Source organism: Pseudalkalibacillus sp. SCS-8 (assembly GCF_040126055.1).
Classification (GTDB): domain Bacteria; phylum Bacillota; class Bacilli; order Bacillales; family Fictibacillaceae; genus Pseudalkalibacillus; species Pseudalkalibacillus nanhaiensis.
In genome coordinates, this window is record NZ_CP143541.1 from 936,267 (window position 1) to 960,986 (window position 24,720).

At 45.9% G+C, this 24,720-nt stretch carries 18 protein-coding genes; 13 read left to right on the forward strand and 5 right to left on the reverse strand.

Going from position 1 to position 24,720, the window contains the following annotated elements; genetic code table 11:
- Positions 1–129 precede the first annotated feature (129 nt).
- From V1497_RS04790 to V1497_RS04815, 6 genes are all read left to right on the forward strand, one after another.
- Positions 130–1,692, forward strand: coding sequence for an AbgT family transporter (locus V1497_RS04790; protein WP_349409832.1), 1,563 nt, complete (start codon positions 130–132; stop codon positions 1,690–1,692).
- A gap of 728 nt (positions 1,693–2,420) precedes the next feature.
- A complete protein-coding gene (locus V1497_RS04795; RefSeq protein WP_349409833.1) occupies positions 2,421–2,981 on the forward strand; it encodes a glycerol-3-phosphate responsive antiterminator in 561 nt (186 codons plus the stop codon).
- A 236-nt stretch (positions 2,982–3,217) separates the two neighbouring features.
- Positions 3,218–4,060: an MIP/aquaporin family protein gene (locus V1497_RS04800; protein ID WP_349409834.1), complete on the forward strand. Its 843-nt coding sequence runs from the start codon at positions 3,218–3,220 to the stop codon at positions 4,058–4,060.
- 25 nt (positions 4,061–4,085) lie between these two features.
- Entirely contained in the window at positions 4,086–5,576 is a 1,491-nt protein-coding gene (gene glpK / locus V1497_RS04805; protein WP_349409835.1) for a glycerol kinase GlpK, read from the forward strand.
- A gap of 247 nt (positions 5,577–5,823) precedes the next feature.
- The gene (locus V1497_RS04810) at positions 5,824–7,497 is read left to right on the forward strand and encodes a glycerol-3-phosphate dehydrogenase/oxidase (RefSeq protein WP_349409836.1); all 1,674 of its coding nucleotides are present in this window, start codon (positions 5,824–5,826) and stop codon (positions 7,495–7,497) included.
- 123 nt (positions 7,498–7,620) lie between these two features.
- The gene (locus V1497_RS04815; protein WP_349409837.1) at positions 7,621–8,493 is read left to right on the forward strand and encodes an immunoglobulin-like domain-containing protein; all 873 of its coding nucleotides are present in this window, start codon (positions 7,621–7,623) and stop codon (positions 8,491–8,493) included.
- Positions 8,494–8,537: 44 nt separating this feature from the next.
- On the opposite strand, the gene V1497_RS04820 is transcribed toward V1497_RS04815, so the two are convergent.
- Positions 8,538–9,482, reverse strand: a complete 945-nt coding sequence (locus V1497_RS04820; RefSeq protein WP_349409838.1) for an arginine deiminase family protein — start codon at positions 9,480–9,482, stop codon at positions 8,538–8,540.
- Between the two features lie 144 nt (positions 9,483–9,626).
- Between V1497_RS04820 and V1497_RS04825 the strand changes: the two genes are divergently transcribed.
- A complete protein-coding gene (locus V1497_RS04825) occupies positions 9,627–10,946 on the forward strand; it encodes an amino acid permease (RefSeq protein WP_349409839.1) in 1,320 nt (439 codons plus the stop codon).
- 11 nt (positions 10,947–10,957) lie between these two features.
- Here the strand turns inward: V1497_RS04825 and V1497_RS04830 are convergent, their stop codons facing one another.
- The 3 genes from V1497_RS04830 to V1497_RS04840 form a co-directional block, all read right to left on the reverse strand.
- Positions 10,958–11,719, reverse strand: a complete 762-nt coding sequence (locus V1497_RS04830) for a YqcI/YcgG family protein (RefSeq protein WP_349409840.1) — start codon at positions 11,717–11,719, stop codon at positions 10,958–10,960.
- 204 nt (positions 11,720–11,923) lie between these two features.
- Positions 11,924–12,547, reverse strand: a complete 624-nt coding sequence (locus V1497_RS04835; protein WP_349409841.1) for a LysE family transporter — start codon at positions 12,545–12,547, stop codon at positions 11,924–11,926.
- Positions 12,548–12,805: 258 nt separating this feature from the next.
- Complete coding sequence (locus tag V1497_RS04840) at positions 12,806–13,435, reverse strand: peroxiredoxin (protein ID WP_349409842.1); 630 nt, start codon at positions 13,433–13,435, stop codon at positions 12,806–12,808.
- A gap of 293 nt (positions 13,436–13,728) precedes the next feature.
- Here V1497_RS04840 and V1497_RS04845 point away from each other — a divergent pair, with 293 nt between their 5' ends.
- From V1497_RS04845 to V1497_RS04870, 6 genes are all read left to right on the forward strand, one after another.
- Positions 13,729–15,582 (forward strand): GAF domain-containing sensor histidine kinase, encoded by a 1,854-nt coding sequence (locus tag V1497_RS04845; protein WP_349409843.1) that lies wholly within the window; start codon positions 13,729–13,731, stop codon positions 15,580–15,582.
- Positions 15,557–16,195, forward strand: a complete 639-nt coding sequence (locus tag V1497_RS04850; protein ID WP_349409844.1) for a response regulator transcription factor — start codon at positions 15,557–15,559, stop codon at positions 16,193–16,195. Before V1497_RS04845 ends, V1497_RS04850 begins: the two co-directional genes overlap by 26 nt.
- Positions 16,196–16,444: 249 nt before the next feature.
- On the forward strand, positions 16,445–17,077 hold the full coding sequence (locus tag V1497_RS04855) for a hypothetical protein (RefSeq protein WP_349409845.1): 633 nt from the start codon (positions 16,445–16,447) through the stop codon (positions 17,075–17,077).
- Positions 17,078–17,330: 253 nt separating this feature from the next.
- Positions 17,331–19,799, forward strand: coding sequence for a S8 family serine peptidase (locus V1497_RS04860; RefSeq protein ID WP_349409846.1), 2,469 nt, complete (start codon positions 17,331–17,333; stop codon positions 19,797–19,799).
- Between the two features lie 110 nt (positions 19,800–19,909).
- Positions 19,910–20,449 carry a hypothetical protein gene (locus tag V1497_RS04865; protein WP_349409847.1) on the forward strand — a complete coding sequence of 180 codons (540 nt, stop codon included), beginning with the start codon at positions 19,910–19,912 and terminating at the stop codon, positions 20,447–20,449.
- Positions 20,450–20,462: 13 nt separating this feature from the next.
- A complete protein-coding gene (locus V1497_RS04870) occupies positions 20,463–20,999 on the forward strand; it encodes a histidine phosphatase family protein (protein ID WP_349409848.1) in 537 nt (178 codons plus the stop codon).
- Between the two features lie 388 nt (positions 21,000–21,387).
- On the opposite strand, the gene V1497_RS04875 is transcribed toward V1497_RS04870, so the two are convergent.
- On the reverse strand, positions 21,388–24,606 hold the full coding sequence (locus V1497_RS04875) for a M36 family metallopeptidase (RefSeq protein ID WP_349409849.1): 3,219 nt from the start codon (positions 24,604–24,606) through the stop codon (positions 21,388–21,390).
- Positions 24,607–24,720: the final 114 nt, after the last annotated feature.

Consider the following 24,720-nt stretch of genomic DNA (forward strand, 5'->3'; position numbering starts at 1 on the left):
CAGAAATTCATTTTTAGTTTAAAAGAACTAGCATTCAGTTCTATAATCACGCTCATACCAAGTTGTATCCGTACGAACCTATCTGTACAATAATACGAAATATTCAGAAATTGGTTGAGGAGGGGTTCAATGAGCGTTCCACAGCAAAAGCTCGAAGAAAAGAAGCAGCACTACGAAGAACGGGGATTCTTCAATCGTTTTCTCGATTGGATTGAGAAATATGGGAACAGACTTCCAGATGTTCTCACCTTATTTGTCATTTTTACTGGTATCATACTCTTTGCTTCGTTCATTGCAGCAAAATTGAACTGGAGCGCGGTTAATCCAGCAACGAATGAAACGGTCAACGCCGTGAACCTACTGGATGGAAAAGGAATTGTAAGGATCCTCACCGAGATGGTCAATAACTTCATGGCATTCCCTCCGTTGGGATTAGTTCTTGTCGTCATGTTAGGTGTAGGGTTAGCAGAGTCGACAGGACTCGTTTCGGCCTTTATGCGCAAGGTCGTACTCGCTTCACCGAGAGCATTGATTTTACCGATCATCGTTTTCATCGGGATTTTCGGTAATGCTGCGGCAGATGCAGCCTTGATCGTCTTACCGCCGATTGCTGCATTTGTTTTCATGACGATGGGGAGACATCCACTAGCAGGACTAGCCCTCGGCTATGCATCGGTTGCTGGAGGGTTCAGCGCCAATCTGATTTTAAGTATGCTTGATGTGTTACTTGCCGGGTTTACCGAATCCAGTGCACAAATACTCGATAAATCGTACAAAGCGAACCCAGCAATGAATTATTATTTCTTGATTGCATCGACCTTTGTTCTTGTCCCAGTCGCGGTATTTATTTGTTCAAAGATCGTTGAACCTCGACTTGGCGCTTACACATTGAATGCAAAGGTCGAAACGGAATCGGAGCTGAACAATAAGGAACGAAGAGGGCTTGTGTGGGCTGGTATCGGTACACTGTTGTTTGCGGTTCTTCTCTGTGTGCTCACGATACCCGAAGGCGCTCTATTGAGAAATGCAGAAACAGGCTCGCTTGTTGAAGATTCCCCGTTCATGAACGGTATCGTTCCAATCATGCTGTTCTTTTTCTTCATACCTGCGTTGCTTTATGGAATCGGTTCGAAAGTCATCAAATCGGATAAGGATGTGGCAGAGCACCTGACAAAAGCGATGTCGGGAATGGGCTATTATATCGTTCTTGCCTTTGTTGCAGCACAGATGATCACGTACTTCAATTGGAGCAACCTCGGAACAATCATCGCGATTAAGGGAGCGGGTTTCCTTGAAGCATCAGGTATGAAGGGTCTTCCGTTGCTTCTGGCGTTCATTTTGTTCTGTGCACTGGTCAACTTGTTGATTGCTAGCTCTTCAGCCAAATGGGCGCTGCTTGGACCTGTTTTCGTTCCGATGTTCATGCTAATGGGATACAGCCCGGCGTTTACGCAAATGGCCTATCGAATCGGTGATTCCATAACGAATGCTGTGACGCCGATGCTTGCCTATTTTGCGATACTATTGACCTTTGCCAAGAAATACGATCCGAAGATGGGTGTCGGGACGTTGATATCCATTCTCTTGCCATACTCCATCGGCTTCGCAATTTTTTGGATCATACTCTTTGCAGTATGGTATTTGTTAGGATTGCCCCTCGGTCCAGGGGAATATATCCACTTGGAAAAATAATGGGATTGTAACAAGACTCTATTAGCTTTTAGTTTTGAGATTTAAAGAAAACAGAAGCGTAAGGCGGCGACTCCAGCGGGAAAAGCAACATCTGAAGACCCCGCAGAGTGAGGAATTAAGGTTCTTCGACTAAAAACCACCACGTCCTATGGTGAACGTCGAAGTCACCACATCCTGTGGAAGTGAGGCTGAAGCGTTGCCCGCGGAAAGCGTCCGCCTGAAGCTGTCCATAATAATCAATATACTTTCAAATAAGCTATCGGTTTTTATTAGGGAAGCCCTTTCCCTGTCGCCTACTTATAAATGAGAAGTGTTTTTGAATAATGGAACCGATTTGGAGCATTAGGTGGACGTCCAAACTCAAGAGATTCCAAAATGTTCTCGACGGAATAACCGGTGATTTCAGAAATTCGTTGGATTACCGGGCTTTTTTTTGTAAACTTGAATTCGCGTGTAATGGCGACATGACAGTGATTGTACACCATCTGATATTGACCCTGAAAGCTGAAGAAAGGTTGATCCACGGTTCCTTATCCCCTTTCTATTCATCTAATCGTGTAGGGAGGGAAATGGGCTTAATGACCCATTACCCGAGGAGTTGAAACATAAAACCGGTTGGGAAGGTTTCTTTCTGGAATTTGCGGGAAAATAAATAGGTGAAAAGTAAGGGGACAAGAAGCTCCAACATGTCGAACATTCACCCAATGGAATGAAAAGGATGGAAAGAGATGCCCATTGATCAAAAAATATTGCCTGCTGTACGGAATATGAAAGACTTTGAAAAACTATTGGAAAGCCCCTATGAGTATTTGGTTTTATTGGACAGCCACGTCAGCCAATTGAAAAGCATTGTTCAAATCGCAACGAGACATAATAAGAAAGTGTTAATCCATGTCGATTTGATACAAGGACTGAGCAATGATGAATATGCTGCAGAATTCCTTTGCCAAGACATCAAAGCAGCTGGGCTGATATCTACAAGGACAAGTGTGATCCAGACAGCGAAGAAGAAAGGGGTACTTGCCATACAACGTCTCTTCTTGCTCGATTCAAGCGCACTCAACAAGAGTTACGCCTTATTGAAGAAGACGATGCCGGACTACATTGAAGTATTGCCAGGTCTTATGCCTGATATTATCCAAGAGGTCCACGAGGAGACAAAGATCCAGATATTGGCAGGTGGACTTATCCGGACGGTAGAAGATGTCGATTCAGCCCTGAAGGCAGGGGCTAAGGCTGTCACAACATCACGAACTGAGTTGTGGAAACATTATGTCAAAAACCGGTAATGGGATTTTACCTTGACAGCGCTTTCCGGAACGTGTAACTTGGTAGACAAGTTAATAACACGTGACGGAGAAACGGAGATCCACACTTATCACCATTATTGGGGCGATTTGTGTGGTTTTTTGTATTTTAGGGCGGGTTAATGGTTTCCGCTACCAGAAAATTTCCTGTAAAAGGAAGAGTTTTTCTCTGTCAATTATGAAAAGGGTTACAAAAATCATATAGGGAGGAAACAGTCATGTCATTATTCATGGCCGAAATAATCGGTACGATGATTCTGATCATCCTTGGAGGAGGAGTCGTAGGAGGCGTCGTATTAAATAAAACGAAAGCACAAGATTCAGGTTGGATCGTCATCACGATGGGATGGGGTCTTGCTGTTGCGATCGCGGTCTACGCGGTTGGCGGCATCAGTGGTGCCCACATCAATCCGGCAGTTACCCTCGGTTTAGCTTCAATCGGTGAGTTTCCGTGGGACAAGGTTCCGATGTACATTACTGCACAGATGATTGGAGCATTCATTGGAGCAATCATCGTTTACTTCCATTACTTGCCTCATTGGAAGGAAACGGAAGATCCGAACTTGAAGCTGGCGGTTTTCTCGACAGACCCAGCGATCCGCCATACATTTTCTAATCTGTTGAGTGAGGTCATTGGAACATTCGTGTTGCTTCTCGGGCTGCTTGCCATAGGTGCTAACGAGTTCACCGAAGGCTTGAACCCACTTATCGTCGGATTTCTCATTGTCGCAATCGGTATGTCTCTCGGTGGTACAACAGGTTACGCAATTAATCCTGCCCGTGATTTAGGCCCACGTATCGCGCACTTCATCCTTCCGATACCTGGGAAGAAACCATCGGATTGGGGTTATTCCTGGATTCCGGTCGTCGGACCAATTCTCGGAGGTGTGTTCGGGGCACTCTTTTACCAGAAATTCTTTACGGGAGTCGATACACTCGCTTTCTGGATTGTCGGGGTCCTCGTCTTAGGGGTATTAGTCATCGCCTATGTAACGAGCGAAAAGGAAGTCCCTGAAAAGGGGAAAAAGAAAGTTTCCAAGCTAGGCTTATCAAATCAATAAACCATAAAAGGGAGAGTGAAAATTGATGGAAAAATACATTTTATCATTGGACCAAGGAACAACAAGCTCTAGAGCCATCCTTTTCAACAAGGAAGGGGAAATCGTAGAAACGGCACAAAAGGAATTCACTCAGCATTTCCCAAAATCAGGTTGGGTTGAGCACAACGCAAGTGAAATATGGGGATCTGTCCTGTCGGTCATTGCCCAGGTGTTGTCCCATTCCGATACGAGCCCTGAACAAATTGCAGGAATCGGGATTACGAACCAGCGTGAAACGACTGTCGTATGGGATAAGAAGACAGAAAAACCGATTTACAACGCAATCGTTTGGCAATCTCGCCAGACTGCAGAAATTTGTGAAGAACTGAAATCCCAGGGATATAATGATAAGTTCAGAGAGAAAACAGGTCTGTTGATTGATGCGTACTTCTCAGGAACGAAAGTGAAATGGATCCTTGACAATGTTGAAGGTGCAAGAGAAAAAGCAGAAGCAGGAGATCTCCTATTCGGGACGATCGATACGTGGTTGATCTGGAAGCTTACGGGCGGAAAAGCACACGTAACGGATTACTCCAATGCGTCACGTACACTGATGTATAACATACATGAGTTGAAGTGGGATGAAGAACTGCTTGATATCCTTGGGGTTCCGAAATCCATGCTTCCAGAGGTCAAACCATCGTCAGAAGTGTACGGCCATACAGTTGAGCATCATTTCTTCGGTCATTCCATTCCGATTGCAGGAGCAGCCGGGGATCAGCAAGCTGCTTTGTTCGGTCAAGCCTGCTATGAAAAAGGTATGGCGAAGAATACGTACGGTACGGGATGCTTTATGCTCATGAATACAGGTGAACAAGCGGTGAAATCGGATCACGGATTATTGACGACCATTGCTTGGGGAGTCGATGGAAAGGTCGAATATGCCCTTGAAGGTAGCATTTTCGTAGCAGGTTCTGCAATCCAGTGGTTACGCGATGGCTTGCGGATGTTCGCGGACGCTGCGGATAGTGAAAAATATGCAGAACGTGTGGAGTCGACAGAAGGCGTATATGTGGTTCCAGCTTTCGTCGGGCTCGGAACGCCATATTGGGACAGTGATGTACGAGGTGCAGTCTTCGGTTTGACGCGAGGTACATCAAAAGAACATTTCGTCCGTGCTACGCTAGAATCCCTCGCTTATCAGACGAAGGATGTCCTGACCGCAATGGAAGCGGACTCTGGCATCTCTCTGAAGACATTGCGTGTCGATGGAGGAGCAGTGAAGAATAACTTCCTTTCCCAGTTCCAGAGTGATGTTCTCGGTGTTCCGGTTGAACGTCCGGTCATCAATGAAACGACCGCACTCGGTGCTGCATACCTTGCAGGTCTGGCAGTCGGATACTGGAATGATCGTGAAGAGATCGCGAACCAGTGGAAGATCGATCGCACGTTTGAAAATGAGATGAGTGAAAAAGAGCGGGAAGAGCTCTATGAAGGATGGAAGAAAGCTGTTCATGCAACAATGGCTTTTAAATAAATCCGAGTTATGATACGATGAAACCAAGTTAATAAACGGTAGGAGAAACGGAGAGACCACGACTGCGTATAAGCAACGGCTTATACGTCCCAGTTGTGGTCTCTTTTTTTATTGCTTAAGGTCTTAACGACTCTTCAACTTCTACCACGCCTAATTTTGGAAAAAGACAACACATAAGAAAACTTCCGAATAGAGTATAAGCAGCATAGGTTTTCGGGTAAGTTTTCTATATAGGAGGAGAGAGATCATGAGCGGAACATTTTCAGGAACAGAACGAACGGATCGTTTAGAACAAATGCAAAAAGAAGAGCATGATATATTGGTCATCGGAGGTGGAATCACTGGAGCAGGTATTTCACTTGATGCTACGACACGCGGAATGAAAACGGCATTAGTTGAAATGCAAGACTTTGCCGCAGGAACATCCAGTCGTTCCACAAAACTCGTACACGGTGGCCTTCGCTATCTGAAGCAATTTGAAGTGAAAATGGTTGCCGAGGTCGGTAAAGAACGTGCCATCGTATACGAGAATGGCCCCCATGTTACGACCCCAGAATGGATGCTTTTACCGATTTTTGAAGACGGATCCTTTGGAAAGTTCAGTACCTCAATCGGATTGCGTGTTTATGATTTTCTCGCAGGCGTGAAAAGAGGCGAACGACGTGAGATGCTGAACCGAAAGGAAACGTTAGAAAAAGAACCGATATTGAAAAAGGATGGCTTGAAAGGTGGCGGCTATTACGTCGAATATCGGACAGATGATGCGCGTCTTACCATTGAAGTCATGAAGAAAGCTGTGGAAAATGGGGTCAATGCGGTCAACTATGCGAAAGTCGTGGACTTCATCTATGAAGATGGCAAAGCTGTCGGTGCGGTCATCCGTGATGAGATCAAAGGTGAAACGTATGAGGTCCGCGCTAAGAAGATCGTCAATGCAGCTGGACCTTGGGTCGACGAACTACGTGAGCAGGATGGCTCGAAGCATGGTAAAACCTTGCATCTGACAAAAGGTGTCCACCTTGTATTCGATCAATCCCGCTTCCCACTAAAACAGGCCGTATATTTTGATACACCGGATGGCCGGATGGTCTTTGCGATCCCACGCGAAGGAAAAACGTACGTGGGCACAACGGATACGACCTATAAGGCGGATATCGCTCATCCACGGATGACGATCGAGGACCGCGATTACCTATTAAAAGCGATCCACTTCATGTTCCCGGACCTTGACGTGACCGTTGACGATGTTGAATCCAGCTGGGCTGGTCTGCGTCCTCTTATCCATGAAGAAGGGAAGGATCCATCTGAAATTTCACGTAGGGATGAAATCTTCATTTCTGATTCCGGATTGATCACCATTGCAGGTGGAAAGCTGACGGGATACCGGAAAATGGCTGAAAGCATCGTCGACCTTGTCAGCAACGAATTGAAGGAGGATGGACACGGGTCTTATCCGAACTGTAAAACGAAGCATATGCCGATTTCTGGTGGTGATGTAGGTGGTTCCAAGGGATTGCCTGACTTTGTGGAAAAGAAGGCTCAAGAAGGTATTGAACTAGGACTTGATGCGGATGTCGCAAAAATCCTTGCAAGACGTTATGGATCCAACATCGACCAAGTGTTTGAGTTGATGAGGAGCAGTGAGGCAGAGCATATGCCAGCATACGTCCAAGCGATGCTGGATTATGGAATTGATGAAGAAATGGTCAGTAAACCGGTGGATTTCTTTATCCGACGTACAGGTGCTCTTTTCTTCGACATAGGCTGGGTCCATCAATGGAAGAATCCTGTGATCGACCGGATGGCAACTCGGTTCGGTTGGACAGAAGAAGAGAAGAGGAAGCATACAGCTGAACTGGAAACACATCTCCACGATGCTGTTGTGCCACTTGATGATCGACATACCGATAAAGCAATTTAACTTGATAATAGAACGGAAAGCGACGAACATTGAGTTCGTCGCTTTTTCAATTTAAAGGAAATGATGTTATGGAAGTATGTTACACTTAATATGACAAAAATTTCCGTAGAACGGGGGCTAATTGTGAAAATTAAATTGATCGTGTTTTCGGTTGTACTCCTGATCCTTGCTGGATGTAGTTCTGCAAGTGGCAGTGGTGTTTCTTCTGGTGGTGGTCAGGATGACGCTAGCAATGAGAAATCGTCGGATACGCAAAAATTGAATACCGAGGAACAGGTCGGGGAACAGAACGACAAGCCGAGCATCAATGATCCGTTGCAATGGACAAAAGAAGACATCTATGAAAAAACAGGCTACGAGCCTTTTACAGGTAAAGCCTTCAAAGGACTTTTCCTTCATAATACGTACTTCCAGGCAGATCCCGGGGAAGAGATTGGATCATACGAAGCATTCCCAAATCAGAAAGTAAGGGTTCAGCTCGTGGAACGAACGATGGACTTAGAGAAGGTCAAGATGATTGAAGAAAAAATTTTGACGAATGGTGAGAAATTGTGGGTCAAGCTTCCTGAAAAATCAGGGGTCTTTTATACATACAGCCAGGAGTTGCTGGATGAAAACAACAACGTCCTTGATACGGATGTCGTCGTTGTTCATGTTCCTGAAAGGGAGCTTAATGCGAAAATGTCAATCGAGCGTGCACAATATGCACCTGACGATACGTTGGAGCTTACTGTTGAAAACTTCGGGCCAACCTGGATCAGTTTCGGCAGTGGGTATACCATTGAAGAGCTGAAAAACGGAAAGTGGAAAGAAATGAGACTCGATCTCGTTGTCACCTCAAACCTATATAATGTACGCCCGGATGAGGCCCAAACGTTGGAGATTAATTTGGAATATTTGAAATTGGGGCAAGGAATATATCGGCTTACAAAAGAAATACAAGCGAATCATACCGATATTACCTATGATCTATCGGTCGAATTCAAAATCGAATAGCTAAATGCTCCATTTAAGAGCGAACAATACTGCCATTGGGATGTCTACTCACGTCTCAATGGCAGTGTCATGCAACGGATGCCTCCACCGCCTTTTTCAAGCTCCGATACATCCACTTCAATATACTTCAGTTTTTTCAATGCTGGATGGTCTCTGAATATGCTTTTCCTTCGTTGATTGCTGATCAGAATCGTTTCAGGGTTGATATTCAGAAAGTTGATATCGGCAACTGTGTCTGTCACTTTATTCGTCCAATGAACGTCAAAGCCATGTCTTCCCAAGAAGTGATGGAACATCTCATAACGGGAGTCTTTTTCGGTAAGTGTGAAGACCGGTAAAAATTTAACGTAGCTTTTGGATAAGACCATGTTTTGTCCTGCTACATTCAGATTCATATCTAGATGCAAGGTATCTGCGCGCCTGGGAAGGTCAATGATCCCGATCTCCGAAAATCCAGCCTCATGGATGTGATCTTTTATTTTTTCAATGCTTAAGATGCTTGTCCGTAAGCCGACATTCACGACGATCGCATCACGGTTGAGGATGATCACATCCCCGTATTCGAGGGCTTTCATGCCGTTATTTGCTTCTAACTTGAACGACTCTCTAAACCACTGCTCCATCAGGTTATGCGAGTGAACATACTCCGGCTTTCGCATCGTTATACCCGGTTCCCCAGGAATGATGGTTTCCCCGAAAACACACGCCAAATCTCTTACAAATACACGGTTGATCAACTGTTTATTCACATGCAAATCATCCTCAGGTAAATGGTCACCGTAATTGATGACCTGCACCCCCTCGGATTCCAATGCCTCGCAAAGCTCTTCATGATTTTCAGCAGCCTTCTTCTGGTTAACGGGCTTTTCCCAAAGTACATCTTTAGCTGTTTGTTTATCTGGGACGTCCATAGTTGATGGAGAACAGACCATGACTGTTTTCAATGTGTCGGTTTCCGACCAGCAGCTCGGTATGATGTTCGGTTTCATAGAAAAATACCTCTCCATTCTAACTTCATCTTGTTATAGCCTGTCCAGCTCCGTGTTATTACATCCGATTTTCACCTCATACATAATGCAGAAATCTTCTTCTCAAACTAAAAGCAAAAGAACAGGAAGAGAGGAGGGTTTCAGTTGAAGAAGACGACCCAGCATACCGAATTGACATGGTGGAAGCTGTCTCTGATTGGAATAGGCTGTATCATCGGAACGGGATTTTTCCTCGGCTCATCAATTGCTATTCAAAAAAGCGGTCCAGCTGTCATTCTTGCTTTTTTGGCAGCAGCTGTCGGCACTTATATCGTGTTTGATGCCATGGCGAGGATGACCGTCGAGTATCCGGAAAAAGGCTCGTTCCGTACGTTTGCCAAAAAAGCATTCGGCAGCGCTGCGGGATTCGGGACGGGATGGGTTTTCTGGACGTCCGAAATGCTGATCATGGGAAGTCAATTGACTGCACTGGCGATTTTCACCCAGTTTTGGTTTCCTTCGCTCCCATTATGGCTTTTAGCTTCCATCTATGCCGTAATCGGCTTGGGAATCATTCTGATGGGGGTAGATGACTTTGAACGTGTTGAAAATCTCTTTGGCATCATAAAAGTCGCAGCCATCGTTATGTTCATCATCATTGCCTTCCTGGCTCTTTTCGGACTACTGGATGCAGAAGGCGGAGGAAGGAGTAGCGCTTCGATTGCGGGTGGTTTTTTTGAGAAAGGGATGGTTGGCCTTTGGACGGCTCTCATCTATGCGTATTATGCGTTCGGTGGAATTGAAGTGATGGGCTTGATGGCGACTGAACTCAAGGATACGAATGAAGCGCCGAAGTCCGGAAAGCTCATGTTGATCGGCCTTTCGATTTTGTATGTTCTTTCCATCGGGCTTGTCCTCTTATTGGTATCATGGCAAACGATATCGAAGGATGAAAGTCCATTCATGACAGCTCTGAACGATTATAACCTTCCGTTTGTCCCGCATATCTTCAATGCCATGCTCATCATAGCAGGTTTTTCGACCATGGTGGCCGCTCTTTATGCTGTCACAACAATCATCGTGACGCTGGCAAAGGATGGGGATGCCCCGAAAGCTTTTGCGAAAAAAGGAAAATTGAGTGTACCGGGTCCAGCATTGATGTTGACTGCAGGAGGATTGGTTGCATCCATCGTCATTTCATTGATTTTTCCGAATCGCATCTACGAATACATTACAACGGCAGCAGGGATCATGCTTCTTTATACATGGATCATCATCTTGGTGTCTTTTTTAAAGCTGATGAAGGTGAGCACCTGGGACGGTATCAAGATTTCGATTGGTGGGATGTTGATTCTGCTGGCCATCAGCGGAACGTTATGGAATGGAAATAGCAGACCCGGATTTTATGTGAGTCTGCTGTTCCTTGTCTTAATCGTCATCGCTGCTGGTTATCGTCATTTTAAAAGAAAAGCTGCGTCAGATTGAGATGTGTAGGTTTATCGACGGAGCTTTTTCAGCTTGTTTTTCATGTAGGTGTAAGGACATTTTGACGGTCTACGCTCATCATCACTCAGGAAATATTGCTTCCATTCATGATTGTCGGTTTGACCATACCATTTGAGATCAGGGTGGATTGGTACATCGTCATAGGCCGCCAAACGTTTACGGATCGCCTTTTTCATTTTTCGGCCAAACAATGTGGAATCATTAATTTCATCGAACACCCACCGTGGCTGGAAAGCGAGCATGAAGCAAGGAAAACGCCGGCTTTTTCTGAACGTATGCGCAGGCGTTGCACAGAATGCAAAATACGGCTCCCCGTGGAAACAATATTCCCATTCATGATGGGCAGGGTCCGTCGGAATATCTGCAGGCCATTCCATTTCATCGATTTCACTTACACGATTCAGGACGGACCAGAACAACGTTTCATACTGTTCCACAGAATAGGTATCTAACATATCAATCGGTGTTTCAAAGAAAACGACGAGGGAAGCATATTTTCCAGTATCCTTGGAAATTTCCCCATATGATTTCAATAAGCTGGCGACATCCCTGATGGCATCCTGCCCTCTCGGATCCTTTACGAAACCGAATCGGAGGTTATCCGAAAGAAATCCCTGGCGTCCCGGGATACAAGGATACGTATTTTCCTTATCCGCAATCATGTCTCCGAAATGCTTAAAGGCTGATTGTTTCCAATCTTCCATGGATGCTAGATTTGCATCCAGCCAACTTTTTGTTTGAAGATCACCCATCTACATCCCTCCTAGCTACATGACATAGTATTAGAAGACATGAACATGGGTGAATGTCCACCGATGGAAAGATGAAATGAACTTCGCTGGAAGTGTCAGGCACCTTCCGCAACCATAAGCAGCTCAAGGGTTCTGTTTAGGTGTCAGACACCGTCACAGAACCCTTGAGCAGTAAGGACTTATCAGAAGTGCCTGACACCTCGATTAGAAGAGGAGGGTGAAGGCTTGGTAGCCGAAGTAGCAGCCGAACCCGATGAGAAATAATCCAGCGGTGATGGAGATCCCTTGAAGCATTCGAGGAGTCAGAAATTTTCTGAAGCCACTGGCCATGCTCGCCATGATGAAATCCCAGATCAAAATACCGATGAAGATTCCGGAGCTGTAGATGATGAGCTGGTGCTGACTAAACGAGTCGGCGGTCTTAGCGAGCACGGATCCGTAAATGCCAAGCCAGAAAAGGATGTTAAGCGGGTTGGATAAAGCCATGAAAAAACCGGTGCGAAAGGATTTCATCGGACTTTCTCTTACAACATCCGTATTCGTTGGATCATGATTCGATCGGATGATGCTTTCGACTCCAGTGTATATGAGAACGAAACAACCAAACGACCAGAGGAAGGTTTTGATGATCGGGACGTCCAGAAACTGGGCAACCCCGAAATAAATCAAAAGCATGAACAGCATATCCGCGACCATAGCACCCAATCCGACCACCCATGCGTGAAGGAACCCGAATTTGATGCCCTTGTCCACTTGGGCTGCATTAATCGGTCCGATAGGAGCGGATAATGATAATCCCAACAATATGTAACTGAAGAATGGAACCAAACAATCACCTCCATAACCAGTCTATTCATGCTAGTCCTACTGTAATACTTGTCCGGCATTATAAAACCATTAACAAGTGACTTTTGATGTTATGAAGATCTTTTTAGCGTAGAAATGAAGTGGTAAAGATCTTCATCGGTCTTATGAAGATCTTTTCAGTGTAGAAATGAAGTGGTAAAGATCTTCATCACGCTCATGAAGGACATTTCCACATCCATTCACACATGTTTTGTCCTTCATCGCTCCCAAAATCACGAGCTAGATCCGTCCAATCATTCTCGTGTTCATTTGGATTCCTGGCTGTCCGGGCAGCCAATTTGCGGGCACGCCTTCGCCTGTTTTCCGCCCATACTGGATCGCCTGAAGCAGTCTCAAGATCTCATACGCATTACGCCCAACCTCTAACGGGTTTACGAGCTTTGAAACGATTGTCCCTTCCGGATCGATGATAATCGTAGCCCTGAGTGCAGCTCCAGCCTTTTCGTTCAACACCCGGTAGCTCCTGCAGATCTCCTGTGTCCGGTCACTTACAAGCGGGTACTGGACTTTCGCTGCCATCGGTGATACTTCGGTAAAAACTTTATGTGCATAAGCGCTGTCGGTGCTTATGGCAAGGACTTCAGCATCCAACGCTTGCAATTTAGGATAAATGGCAGCGACCGCCGCCAGTTCAGTCGGTCAAACAAACGTGAAATCAGACCCATAAAAAAAGAGGATCACCCATTTGCCTAAATAATCATCCAATGACACGTCGATGATTTTCTTATCTTGATTAGAGTAAGCTTCAGCAGAAAATGAAGGCGCAGTATCCTTGGTTTGAGCGCAAAACGGCTGTTCACATTCCTCATGATTCTGATTCACATCATCACCTCTACATATGTCTTCCATTCATATGTATTTAGGGTTCTCATAAGTTATACACTGGAAATTATGATGGAGATACGACCTATGTACTATCAGGAATTATATCTTTGGTTGAATTGGTTAAGGGCAAGATGTTTGCCATAATGTAAGACAACGAATCCTACATAATGGTAGGAGACGTCCCGGAATTGGTTAGTGGTTTTCCATTCTACCAGTTCCGGTTTTATTTTTGTCTAAATTCAGTAGTTCTTTATTAATTACTGGTTTCAAGGTAAAATAAAAGTTAACAGAAAATTAAGATGAACAAGGGGGATGAGATGAAACAAGATGGACAACTTCAGAGAAAAGAAAAACTTTCGAACCTTTACCTTATGATGATTTCCATCATAGGATGGGGTTCGGTCGGCGCTGCAGCTTTTTTCCTCAAGGTACCAGATAACATCGTTGTATGGCTCTTATTTACCCTCTTCCTATTCATAACTGAATTTTTCCCGATGGCTGTCTGGAAGGGACATAGTTCACTGAGTTTTCCAGTCGTTTTTACGACTTATCTATTATTTGGTTTGCCATGGATCGTGGTAACCTATGCGATCGTCGTCTTTTTCGTCAATTTCATTCAACGACGACCATTACGCATTCTGTTCTTCAACCCTGCTTTGCTGGTATTAAGCTTCATTGCAGCTGAAGCATTAACACGGGTGTTGCATGAGACGGTTTTTCAAGCCTACCCATTCAACCCAGGTTCGTTCATCACCATGCTCTTGATCACCTCCCTGTTCTATATCGTCAATAATCTATTGGTGGATATCGTCCTGTTGATTCGTCCACAGCCATATACGTTGAAAATATGGAAAAAGAAATTCTACTCGGAATCCATCAGTGCCATCATTTCCTTCATCTATATCGGAATCATGTTCTATCTCGGAAACCAGAACAGAGGGGTCATTGATGTCTTTGCGTATTTCTTCTTTTTCTCACCACTTGTAGGATTAGCCTTGCTCAGTTCCATTATTGCCAGACTCCAAACCGAGCGGAACCGATTGAATGCGTTGTTTGACATTTCCACTGAGCTGAACAGGTGGCTGCCTTCCAAGCAATGGATCGAATCAATCCGGTCAAGCTTACGTAACTTCGTCGACGCAGATGCAAGTATTTTGTGGGTCAACGAAAATGGACATTGGAAGGTTCGCTTTCAGAATGGACAGGTTTCAAAAAGTGAGGATCCCCGTGAGGTACGTGGGTTCGATCAGGTGAAGGAATTGGTCGTCTTCCATGATCGGAAGAAGGATCCTGGCTATGCACCGTCTTACTTTGACAAAGCGTTGAAATCCTTCATCTATGCCCCGATCATCCTTGAGGATCAATGCCTCGGAATGTTTGCAGTCGGAAAAAGCAGGAGTAACAGCTTCCGTCCGGAAGAGATTCAATCTGTTGCGACGCTCGCCAATCAGCTTGCAGTCGTCATCAAGACAAGGACGCTCATTTCCGAACAGGAAAAACGGACAGTGCTTGAGGAGCGGAACCGGATTGCAAGGGAAATCCATGATGGCGTCGCCCAGTCGTTGGCAGGAGCAGTCATGAAGCTTGAAACCGCCGACCGGAAGTTTTACCAGAAGCCGCCTGAAGCTCATCGTCTCGTAACCGACAGTCTAAGTAAACTGCGGATGAGCTTGAAGGAAATCCGCGAATCCATCTATGCGTTGCGACCATATGAAACTGAACGCGTCGGATTGAAGCAGGCTGTTCTCAAGCGGATCGATGTCATCAAGAAGGAATCTGGACTCGACATCCAATTCGAGGAACGCGGTGAGCCGGTAATCTTAAGCACCATGGTTGAGAAAGTGATGTTCGACATTTTCCAGGAAAGTGTCCAGAATATCATCAAGCATGCTCAAGCATCTAAGATCGATGTCTTGCTAAGCTATCAAAAAGAACATGTCTTATTGAAGGTATCTGATGATGGGATCGGTTTTTCGTTGCTTGATGCGATGATCAAAGCGAAAAACCAGCCGCATTTTGGTATCCTGAGCATGAATGAACAGGCGGAAAAAATCGAAGCTGTACTTCAAATCGATAGTAAAGAGAACAAGGGCACAGAGATTAATTTGACTGTACCGAAGCTTGGTATGGAAGGAGGAATGGGTCATGATCAACGTCATGTTAGTGGATGATCATGCCGTTTTACGAGACGGATTGTCCAACATATTTGAAATGGAAGAAGATATCAATGTCGTGGGAGAAGCGGTAAGCGGGAATGAGGCCCTGGAATCAATCGGAGAGATCAAGCCGGATGTCGTGTTGCTCGACATCAATCTCCCGGATAAAAACGGGGTGGAATTGACCGCCATCCTCAAAAGGGATTATCCGGATATCAAAATACTGATTCTTACAATGCACAGCATGGATGAATATTTCATGGCTGCCATCCGTGAAGGGGCAGACGGATACTTGCTTAAAGACGCGCCCTCGGTCCAAGTCGTCGAGGCGATCCGAACCGTCGCGAAAGGGGAATCCGTCATCGATCCGTCTCTTACCAAAAAACTACTCGGCTTCTATAACCAGAAAAATGAATCATCCGATAAGAATGAATTGACCGACCGGGAAAAGGAAGTCTTAATCTGTCTCGTCGAAGGACTGAGCAACAAAGAGATCGGGGAGAAGCTCTTCATCAGTGATAAGACCGTCAAGATCCACGTAAGCAAGATTTTCAAGAAAATCAATGTGAAAAGCCGGTCCCAGGCAGTCATCTATGCCGTCCAAAATCAGCTCGTCCCATTGCCATAAAGGAATTCAATAAACGAATATGGACTGACCCTTGCAGCAGCATGCTATAGGGTCAGTTTTTTCATTCTCACCCATTCTTTTTGTCCAACGTCAAAAGTGCGGTTAATTGGAAATAAACACCACTTACTTGTACCTTTGGGAATGTTTATTCCTGGAATAGAAACCTCAGTACGTTTTTCATTTCATTATGGTACGATGTTTTCCGTAATGGCCATTACAACCATACTTAACGCAAAAGGGAGATTCTTGATGAAAACAATAATGAGTGTAATCATGACAGTTACCTTGCTAGTCTCTGGATTTGCTGTACATTCCTATGCCGAATCGACGAGTGAGCTTCCGAAAGGCGATTTTTATAACCTGAAACTCATCGGTGTACCGAAGGACAAAAAGGCTCCTATGAAAAATAATGACGGAACACGAATCTTCGTGCCGTTGTATGGTGAATCGAACATCTGGCTCCGTGAAGGAGATTTCCAGGTTCTTGATGCGAATGGGACAGATGAAGACGACGCTGAATTCCAACTGCCGAACCCTGATCCAAACAATGATGGAACGACTGAATACACGGTTTATGTCCGAGCACTCGGAAAGCCGGGCGGTGAAGCGACGATGAACACATGTGGCACAGATGCCGACACAGGGGAAACCTACTGTTCCGACCAGAAGCTGGTTGTTACTCGAACTGCGGGTCAAAGCCCATGGACGAATGCTTCAGGAGAACTCTTCTATATCTACACGGATACAGATGGTGATGGTGAACCCGAACGCTACAATCTGTTCAACGACCAATTCGAGGATTACTATTGGGAGTATGACAACAATGGCTTGAAAGTGGCACAGCTTCGTTTTTACAGAGGCGTATCCACGCAAGTCCAATAAAGACAAAAACTCGGAATCCAATTCAAGGGTTCCGTTTTTTGTTACAGCTCGAGGGAAGCTAGACAGCGGTCGATCGGGCTGAAATAAATTACTTTTTACATAAAAATAGGACCGTCTATAACTTTTGTACGACCGTCCCATAGTGCTTATGCAAAAAGATTTACGCCATTAGCGTAATAGTCAGAACCCTTCTTAACCAGGATAATAGAGATAGAGAATCTTTATAATATTCTGACGGGGAGGATTTATGATAATGAAGAAAGTTTTTTCTTTACTGATGGTTGCTGCGCTCATCGTTCCTTTGCTTTTTGCACAAGGTCCGAGTGTCAAAGCGCAATCCAGCGCATCAATCGATCCATTGCTTACTGAAAAACTGGCAAATACGACAGAAGCGGTTCAAGTCATCGTCACGTTCAAAGGCGACGGGAAACCGACGACAGCACAGCTGGATCTCTTAAAGGATGTAGGTGTGAAAACAGGGATCACGATGAATGCGTTGCCGATTGCAGGTGTATTGGCGACAAAGGCACAGGTAGATGAGCTAGCAGCAAACCCTGAAGTTCGATCACTTTATCTGAATGAAAAAGTAAAGTTTTTCAACGCAGATTCTACAGAAATAACAGGCGTTGATAAAGCACGTACAGATGCACGAATGACGAAGGAAAACGGTGGTATGCCTGTCTCTGGTAAAGGAGTCGGCGTTGTCGTCAATGACAGCGGTGTCGATGGGACCCATAAGGACCACCAGTTAGGTAAAAATCTTGTTCAGAACGTTTTAGGAACGACAAACCTGAACAGCCTCGTATCCGGCATCATCCCGATTACATACACAGAGGATGTTGCGAATACCGATACGAACTCCGGTCACGGGACTCACGTAGCGGGTACAGTCGGTGGTACTGGTGCGATGTCAGGTGGCAAGTATGAAGGAGCGGCACCAGGAGCAGATATGATCGGTTACGGTTCAGGCGGAGCCTTGTTCATTCTTGATGGAATCGGTGGTTTCGACTATGCGATTTCTCATAAGGAAAAATACAACATCGGACTCATTACGAACTCTTGGGGATCATCCGGTGGATTCGATCCGGATCACCCGGTGAACGTAGCGAGTAAAAAAGCGTACGATCATGGAATCACGACACTGTTTGCAGCAGGAAATGAAGGACCTGGCGAGGATACACATAATCCATATGCGAAAGCACCATGGGTTATCTCGGTTGCTGCTGGTGTGAAAGATGGATCACTCGCTGACTTCTCCTCTCGTGGAACAAAAGGTGTCGGCGGAACATTCACTGTCGATGGTGAAGAGTGGACGTGGGTCGATCGTCCAACGGTTACAGCACCAGGTGTGGATATCATTTCAACCCGTGTCATCGCTCCAGTTTCTTCTCTATCCCTGGATGCGGATGCAGAAGAGATTGAAACAGCGTACCTTCCTTATTACACGTTGATGAGCGGAACATCCATGGCGACACCACACGTTGCAGGAATCGTCGCATTGATGCTTGAAGCGAATCCGAACCTGACACCAGATGAAATCAAAGCGATTTTAGAAGATACTGCAACGAACATGCCTGGCTATGAGCCTTGGGAAGTCGGAGCAGGGTATGTGAATGCTTATAACGCAGTGGATGCTGCAATGTTTGGCACGAATTATGGCGCAACGACGAACATGAATCAGGACTTCAATAGTTCAGTAGATTCAAGTGTCGATCGCGAAGAATTTACTGTAGACTACAACCCAGCAACACTTGTGTCGGATAACCAACATGAGTTTACTGTTGAGGAAGGGTTGACGAGTTTAGTAGCGAAGGTGAACGGTAAAGGAATCCTCGAAGAAACAGGAAACCCGATCAACCTTGTATTGATAGCGCCGGACGGAACAGAGTATAGCTCTGGAATCAGCTTGCTGTTCACGCTTTATACCGATCGAACAGTATCGGTGAACGCTCCAATGGCAGGTACGTGGAAAGCAGAAATCCGCGGCTTGCGTGGCCATGAAGCGAACCCGAACGGAACAGCAGCACCGGAAAATGTAAAAGGAACTCTAACCTACAAATCTGTCAGTGGTTTTACTGGATTGAATGATATTGAAGGTCACCCGGCAGCAGCAGGTATCAAGACAGCTGTAAGTGAAAGATTGGTAGACGGGTTTGCGGATGGCACTTTCAAGCCGGATGCGAATCTGTTACGAAAAGATATGGCGAAATACCTTGTCATGGGTGCAGAAGTACGTCAACAGCTACCAGCAGGTGGAGCAACTTTTTCAGATGTTAAGCTTGAGGACCTACCTTTGGTAGAAGCAGTTGCAGCGAAAGGCGCAGCATTCAAGGGTGAAACATACAAGACTGACGCGGTAATGAAGGCAGTATCTGAAGGGAAGTTCAACCCTGAGGGGACCGTTTCCAAAGCAGAAGTTGCGTATTCACTCGTTCAAAGCTTAGGCTTGCAGGAAGAAGCTCAAGCACATGAGGGCGATGTAACGGTTCAATACGGAGATGAGCGTCTGTTGATTGAAGACCAGGCTGACATCCCAGCCGAATTGAAAGGCTACGTACAGCTGGCACTGGACTTGAACATCCTGAACGCGAAGTTCAGCGTGACTCAAGGACCATACGATCATGAGCCGACTGTACATGCTACGTTCGCACCGAACGAAACTGTGAAGCGTGGAGATTTCGCGGTCGCAATCTCACGCTACTACAACGCTTATCATCAATAATGAGCTAGGCTATACCCAGTCCTTTTCAGGGCTGGGTTTTTTCTTATTTCAAAAGGAAATCATGATTCTCATATGGAAGTAGAAGGACGGGTAAACGAAGGGGGTACATAATGAGAATGAAATGGTTCATCATAATTACGATCGTGTTGTTGGGCGGCTGTTCCAACGAAGAGAGCTTCAACAAGATTTTACAGGATGACCGTATTGAAACACTCGTCCATCAAGAAGAGGTAGATCACGGAGTCGTGCTGTTCTACGTTCCGGCTATTACGAGTGAGGAAGAGCCAGCAGCCAGATTTGAAGCCAGATTCATTAAGAAGACTCTATTTGGGTGGGAAGCGACGTTCGATCGAGGAGGTACATCTTCCGGGGTAGACGATACGAAACTCTTCAGTCAGTACATTCAAGGCGATGAAGGAGATTCGCCATTTCCGTTGCTGTTTGGTGAAGTTACCGATTTGACGATAAAAAGGATCGTCATACAATATTCTGATGGCGTTGAAACTGAAGCGAAAACGGTACAAAATAATGGGGAGCATTTCTGGTTTGCCTTTGTGGATGAACCGACTGAGAAAATGAAGTATACGATAACAGGATTTTCAGAAGACGGGGAGGTCGTAGAAACGATCGAAGAGGAATCCATTCATTAAGGAGGAATAGAAGATGGCAACGAACATCTACATCGTCAGACATTGCAAGGCGGAGGGGCAACCGCCCGAGGCTCCGCTTACTCAAGAGGGCTTTGAACAGGCGGACGAATTGGCCCGCTTTTTTACCGATAAAAAGATTCAGCGGATTATCTCAAGTCCGTTCACACGGGCGCAACAATCCATCAAACCGACCGCACAACAGCTAGGAGTCCAGGTGGAACTCGACGATCGACTTGCTGAACGTATATTGAGCTCACAGCCACTGGATGATTGGATGGACAAGCTGGCAGCGTCCTATGAAGACATGCATCTCAAATTCGAGGGCGGAGAATCCAGTCAGGAAGCACTAAGGAGGGCGCTTGCTGTCATCGACGAGGTGAAAGGTGGGGACGAGGACGCAATCATCGTCACACATGGTAACCTCATGTCATTAATCCTGCAGCATTATGATGATGTGAGTGGTTTTGAAAAATGGAAGGAACTGAGTAATCCAGATGTCTATCATTTGTCTTTTGATGAGGGGAGCAACCTTCAACGGATTTGGCGATGAAAGGGTTTCATGCGTCCCCGAAATTGAGAAATACGTGAAATGAGGGACGCAAAGGAGGCTCATGCGTCCTCGAAAACGAGAAAAAAGGAATATTGGGGTGCGAAAGAGGCGTATTCGTTACCCAAAAACGAGAAAAACGCAATATTAGGGTGCGAAAGAGGCGTATTCGTTACCCAAAAACGAGAAAAACGCAATATTAGGGTGCGAAAGAGGCGTATTCGTTACCCAAAAACGAGAAAAACGCAATATTGGGGTGCGAAAGAGGCGTATTCGTTACCCAAAAACGAGAAAAATGCAATATTGGGGTGCGAAAGATCAGTCCCACATTATGAATCACTCATCAAATGAAAAAAGAGGCGCGAAACCGCGCCTCTTTTCCTATTACACCTTAATATGGGCTTGTTGCTGTAAGGGTGAATGGTACGCTAGCGCCTGTATAAAGACCAACGTAGACGTATTTCGTACCACCTGGGATGACGCCGGATTCGTTCGCTCCAGCTGTCGCAACCCCACCGATCAACTCAAAGTTCTTGTTGTAGAAGTACACATCATAATCGTAATCTCCTGCAGTCTCTGCACCTTCCAACGTGAAGTTGTGGATGCCATCTCCATATTGTTCAGGAAGTGTGACAACATAACCATCTGCACCTTGGGAAGCAGGCTCTGGATTCTGAGTCGTAACGAACTCATTCTCCGTTACAGCGAGGGTTGCAGGTACGCCAGCAAGACTACCGATACCCGTACCAGGGTTTCCAGCTTGAACCGTGCCTTCAGCTACGAATGGCTGCGCAGGTTCAATGGTGATTGGAGAGATCTTTGATTTGCCAGCTGCAAAAGCCTGAACCTCAGCAACTTGGACATAGCCTTTCGAATTGTCTTGCGCATCATGTGCGATGAACTTCAAATACTTCGCCTTGACTGGCTCAGCCAGGTCATAGCCGCGATAGTGCAAGTCAGCGACTGTCGGGCGTGGTTTTGCCTCCTCAAACTTCTCACGGACAACTGTCGTCCAGTTCTCGCCGTCTTCAGACACTTGAACACTGAAGTTTTTCAATGTTGCAAAGCGGGACTTCGAAACATCCTTCATTCCACTCACTTGGATATGTGACACATCTACTGCTTTATCACCAGCAAGATCGACTACGAATTCAGATCCTTTGAATCCATTTTCTTGCGTGTCAGAAGCATAGACGCTTGCTTCTGTATCATCAATCGTGAACTTGACAGGGTTGCTGTCGGATTCACCGGATACGCTCTGAATCGAAGCGCCGTTGAAGGAAGAAGCGACGTTCGGCTCTAATTCAAACTTCAGCTTGTTCTTCTTACCAGGCTCAATCGTTACGTCACGGATCGTTCTCGAACCGAATCCACGAGCCTGGATGGTAATGTCATACGTACCACCTACCATGTATGTTGCAAAACCGCCGCTGTTCGTCGTTGTTGAAACAGGCGTCGTTCGAGCTTCGAATTCACCAATCATGATACGAGCGTCTTCAATCGGCTTGTTCGTCGCAGCGTTGATGACCTTACCGACGAGCTGACCGTTGAACTTACCATCTGGATGGTTGAAGCCAGGAATCGGATCTGTGTCGTCACCGCCATTAGAGTAAGCATTTGCACCTAGACCGCGTTGAGCGAAAGCTGTCCATAGCGCATCATAGTGGGCACCGTCATAACGCTCGAAGTCAGCCGCGATGATTGCTGTTCTCATATCTTCCATTGATGGATCCGGAACAGAAATCGGCATCGCATCCATGACGAGGTGTTCCGCGATCGATTCACCTTCACTTTTCCCAAATTGCTTGATCAATTCATCTCTTACATGCCATAAAATTGCAGCCCAGATATCTCCGTCTGAGTGGACTTCAGGTCCGCCGACATCATAACCGACATCGCCATAGTTGTATGGCGCCTCGTCTAGAGAATAGCTTCGGATTCCGCGCTCATCGTTACCCGTTACGTAAGCACCGACAACCGGTTTCTCTTGCTTACCGTTCTTGATGAGGTGATGCATTGCAAACCAGTCACTCCAACCTTCTCCCATGGAACCGGATTGGTGGCTACCAAGTGCTTCTCCACCGGCTACATAACGGTTGGTTAGTGCGTGAGAATACTCGTGATAGATGATTCCTGCATCATAGTCACCATCTGCATATTCTCCTTCAAATGCTCCCGGAATCGGTTCCCATAAGAACATTCCGCTCCATGCTGGAATTCCGTCTGGTAATGTAAGCATGTAGGCATTGTCACGACCTGTGTATGTCGGAGCGCCACCAGAAACAGCACCTGCTTGGACAAGTCCTAGGATCGGGTCGCCTTCTAGACCGCCTTTACCGAAGTTGGATACCTGCATGTTTCCAGCTGGTTCTGTCCATCCGAGATTGTATAAGTAATCATGGAACAAGTTGTGATGGTAAAAGAGGTTCGTCGTTGCACTGTGAACATCCTCTGCATACGATGGAGGCACCGTCGCACCTTGCGTCTCTTGCCATGCATTGTTGAAGTTGTATTTGAACTTACCAGTCGGAGCGACAGGGCGTACCGCTTCGTCTGCTGGCACTAAGAAGTTACTCCAGTTTGCGTAAGAGTTGGCATTGTTACCGAACGTGGTCACACCTAGATTCGTACCTGGCGTCAACCATCCGTAAGGGGAGGCATTCGGGTCACCTTTGAAGGATTTCACGACTTGCGTTCCGCCTTGTTTGGCACCAGGATAGTTTTCAAAGATCAATCCTTCAGGATCGGTCACATAGTCGACGAGAGAACGCTTGTAAAGCTGTTCGCCTGTTTCTGCGTCGATCACCATCTCATAACCTTCGTTCAGCTCTTCAATAAAGAGGACACGGTATGCTGGACGAACGCCATCTTTCGTAATGAACGTCGCTTTTTTCACGCGTTGTTTCGTCGGTAGGACGTCACCGCCGTCAAATACGTCCCATCCTTTTTCCGTACCGGTCAATTTCGGTGTATATTGCAAGCTCTTCGCTTCAAGGTCGATCGCTTTATTCAAAGCGTCTGTCGACGAAAGGACGAAATCACCAGCGAGCGATTTCGAGCGGCTTGAATTTCCTGTTACCGATAAAATCTTTCCTTCTTTGTTTACCGCGACGATGATTCTACCGCCGTAAACGGACTCGATGCCGTCAAACGTCTGTTGGAACGTCACTGGATGAAGTCCGGTGTCTTTCATCGCATAGTCACGAATCACTTTCAACGAGTCGATTTCAGAAGCCGATAAGCCGAAGAGGGCTGCGTTGTCTTTCAGCCAGTTTCGAGCAACGGTCTCCGCATTCAGGTTGGATGCCTCTGTGAGGTAACCCTTCTCTTTTACAATGGTAGAAGGTGTACCAAACAGGCTGTTCCACTTAATCTTTGTGCCTGCTCCGGCTTCTTGGATAAGTGCATCTGCAGCATCCAATTGCAGGTTCGTCGGCACGACTTGATTGACGACGTTCCGCACATCGTAAAAGGCGGAAGCATCATGTTCATGTAAAATATTCTCCACGTTCGGGCCAGCGGCAGTTTCAGCGTTACCACCTGAACTTACCAAGACTTGACCAGCAAGTAAGCTGACACTCAACGCGGTAAGTATACTTTTCTTTTTCACGTAAAGTCCTCCCCATATAATTAGCATTACTAGCTTCTTTCGCCACTCTATTCCTGTCACCTTTACGAGATGCTACAAATACTGACAACAGGCTATACACTTTATTTGTAAGCA

Excerpts from the sequence above, each read along its gene's own strand:
- V1497_RS04790 (WP_349409832.1), top strand. The coding sequence starts at position 130 with ATGAGCGTTCCACAGCAAAAGCTCGAAGAAAAGAAGCAGCACTACGAA.
- V1497_RS04795 (WP_349409833.1), top strand. The coding sequence starts at position 2,421 with ATGCCCATTGATCAAAAAATATTGCCTGCTGTACGGAATATGAAAGAC.
- V1497_RS04800 (WP_349409834.1), top strand. The coding sequence starts at position 3,218 with ATGTCATTATTCATGGCCGAAATAATCGGTACGATGATTCTGATCATC.
- glpK (WP_349409835.1), top strand. The coding sequence starts at position 4,086 with ATGGAAAAATACATTTTATCATTGGACCAAGGAACAACAAGCTCTAGA.
- V1497_RS04810 (WP_349409836.1), top strand. The coding sequence starts at position 5,824 with ATGAGCGGAACATTTTCAGGAACAGAACGAACGGATCGTTTAGAACAA.
- V1497_RS04820 (WP_349409838.1), bottom strand. The coding sequence starts at position 9,482 with ATGAAACCGAACATCATACCGAGCTGCTGGTCGGAAACCGACACATTG.
- V1497_RS04830 (WP_349409840.1), bottom strand. The coding sequence starts at position 11,719 with ATGGGTGATCTTCAAACAAAAAGTTGGCTGGATGCAAATCTAGCATCC.
- V1497_RS04845 (WP_349409843.1), top strand. The coding sequence starts at position 13,729 with ATGAAACAAGATGGACAACTTCAGAGAAAAGAAAAACTTTCGAACCTT.
- V1497_RS04850 (WP_349409844.1), top strand. The coding sequence starts at position 15,557 with ATGATCAACGTCATGTTAGTGGATGATCATGCCGTTTTACGAGACGGA.
- V1497_RS04855 (WP_349409845.1), top strand. The coding sequence starts at position 16,445 with ATGAAAACAATAATGAGTGTAATCATGACAGTTACCTTGCTAGTCTCT.
- V1497_RS04860 (WP_349409846.1), top strand. The coding sequence starts at position 17,331 with ATGAAGAAAGTTTTTTCTTTACTGATGGTTGCTGCGCTCATCGTTCCT.
- V1497_RS04865 (WP_349409847.1), top strand. The coding sequence starts at position 19,910 with ATGAGAATGAAATGGTTCATCATAATTACGATCGTGTTGTTGGGCGGC.
- V1497_RS04870 (WP_349409848.1), top strand. The coding sequence starts at position 20,463 with ATGGCAACGAACATCTACATCGTCAGACATTGCAAGGCGGAGGGGCAA.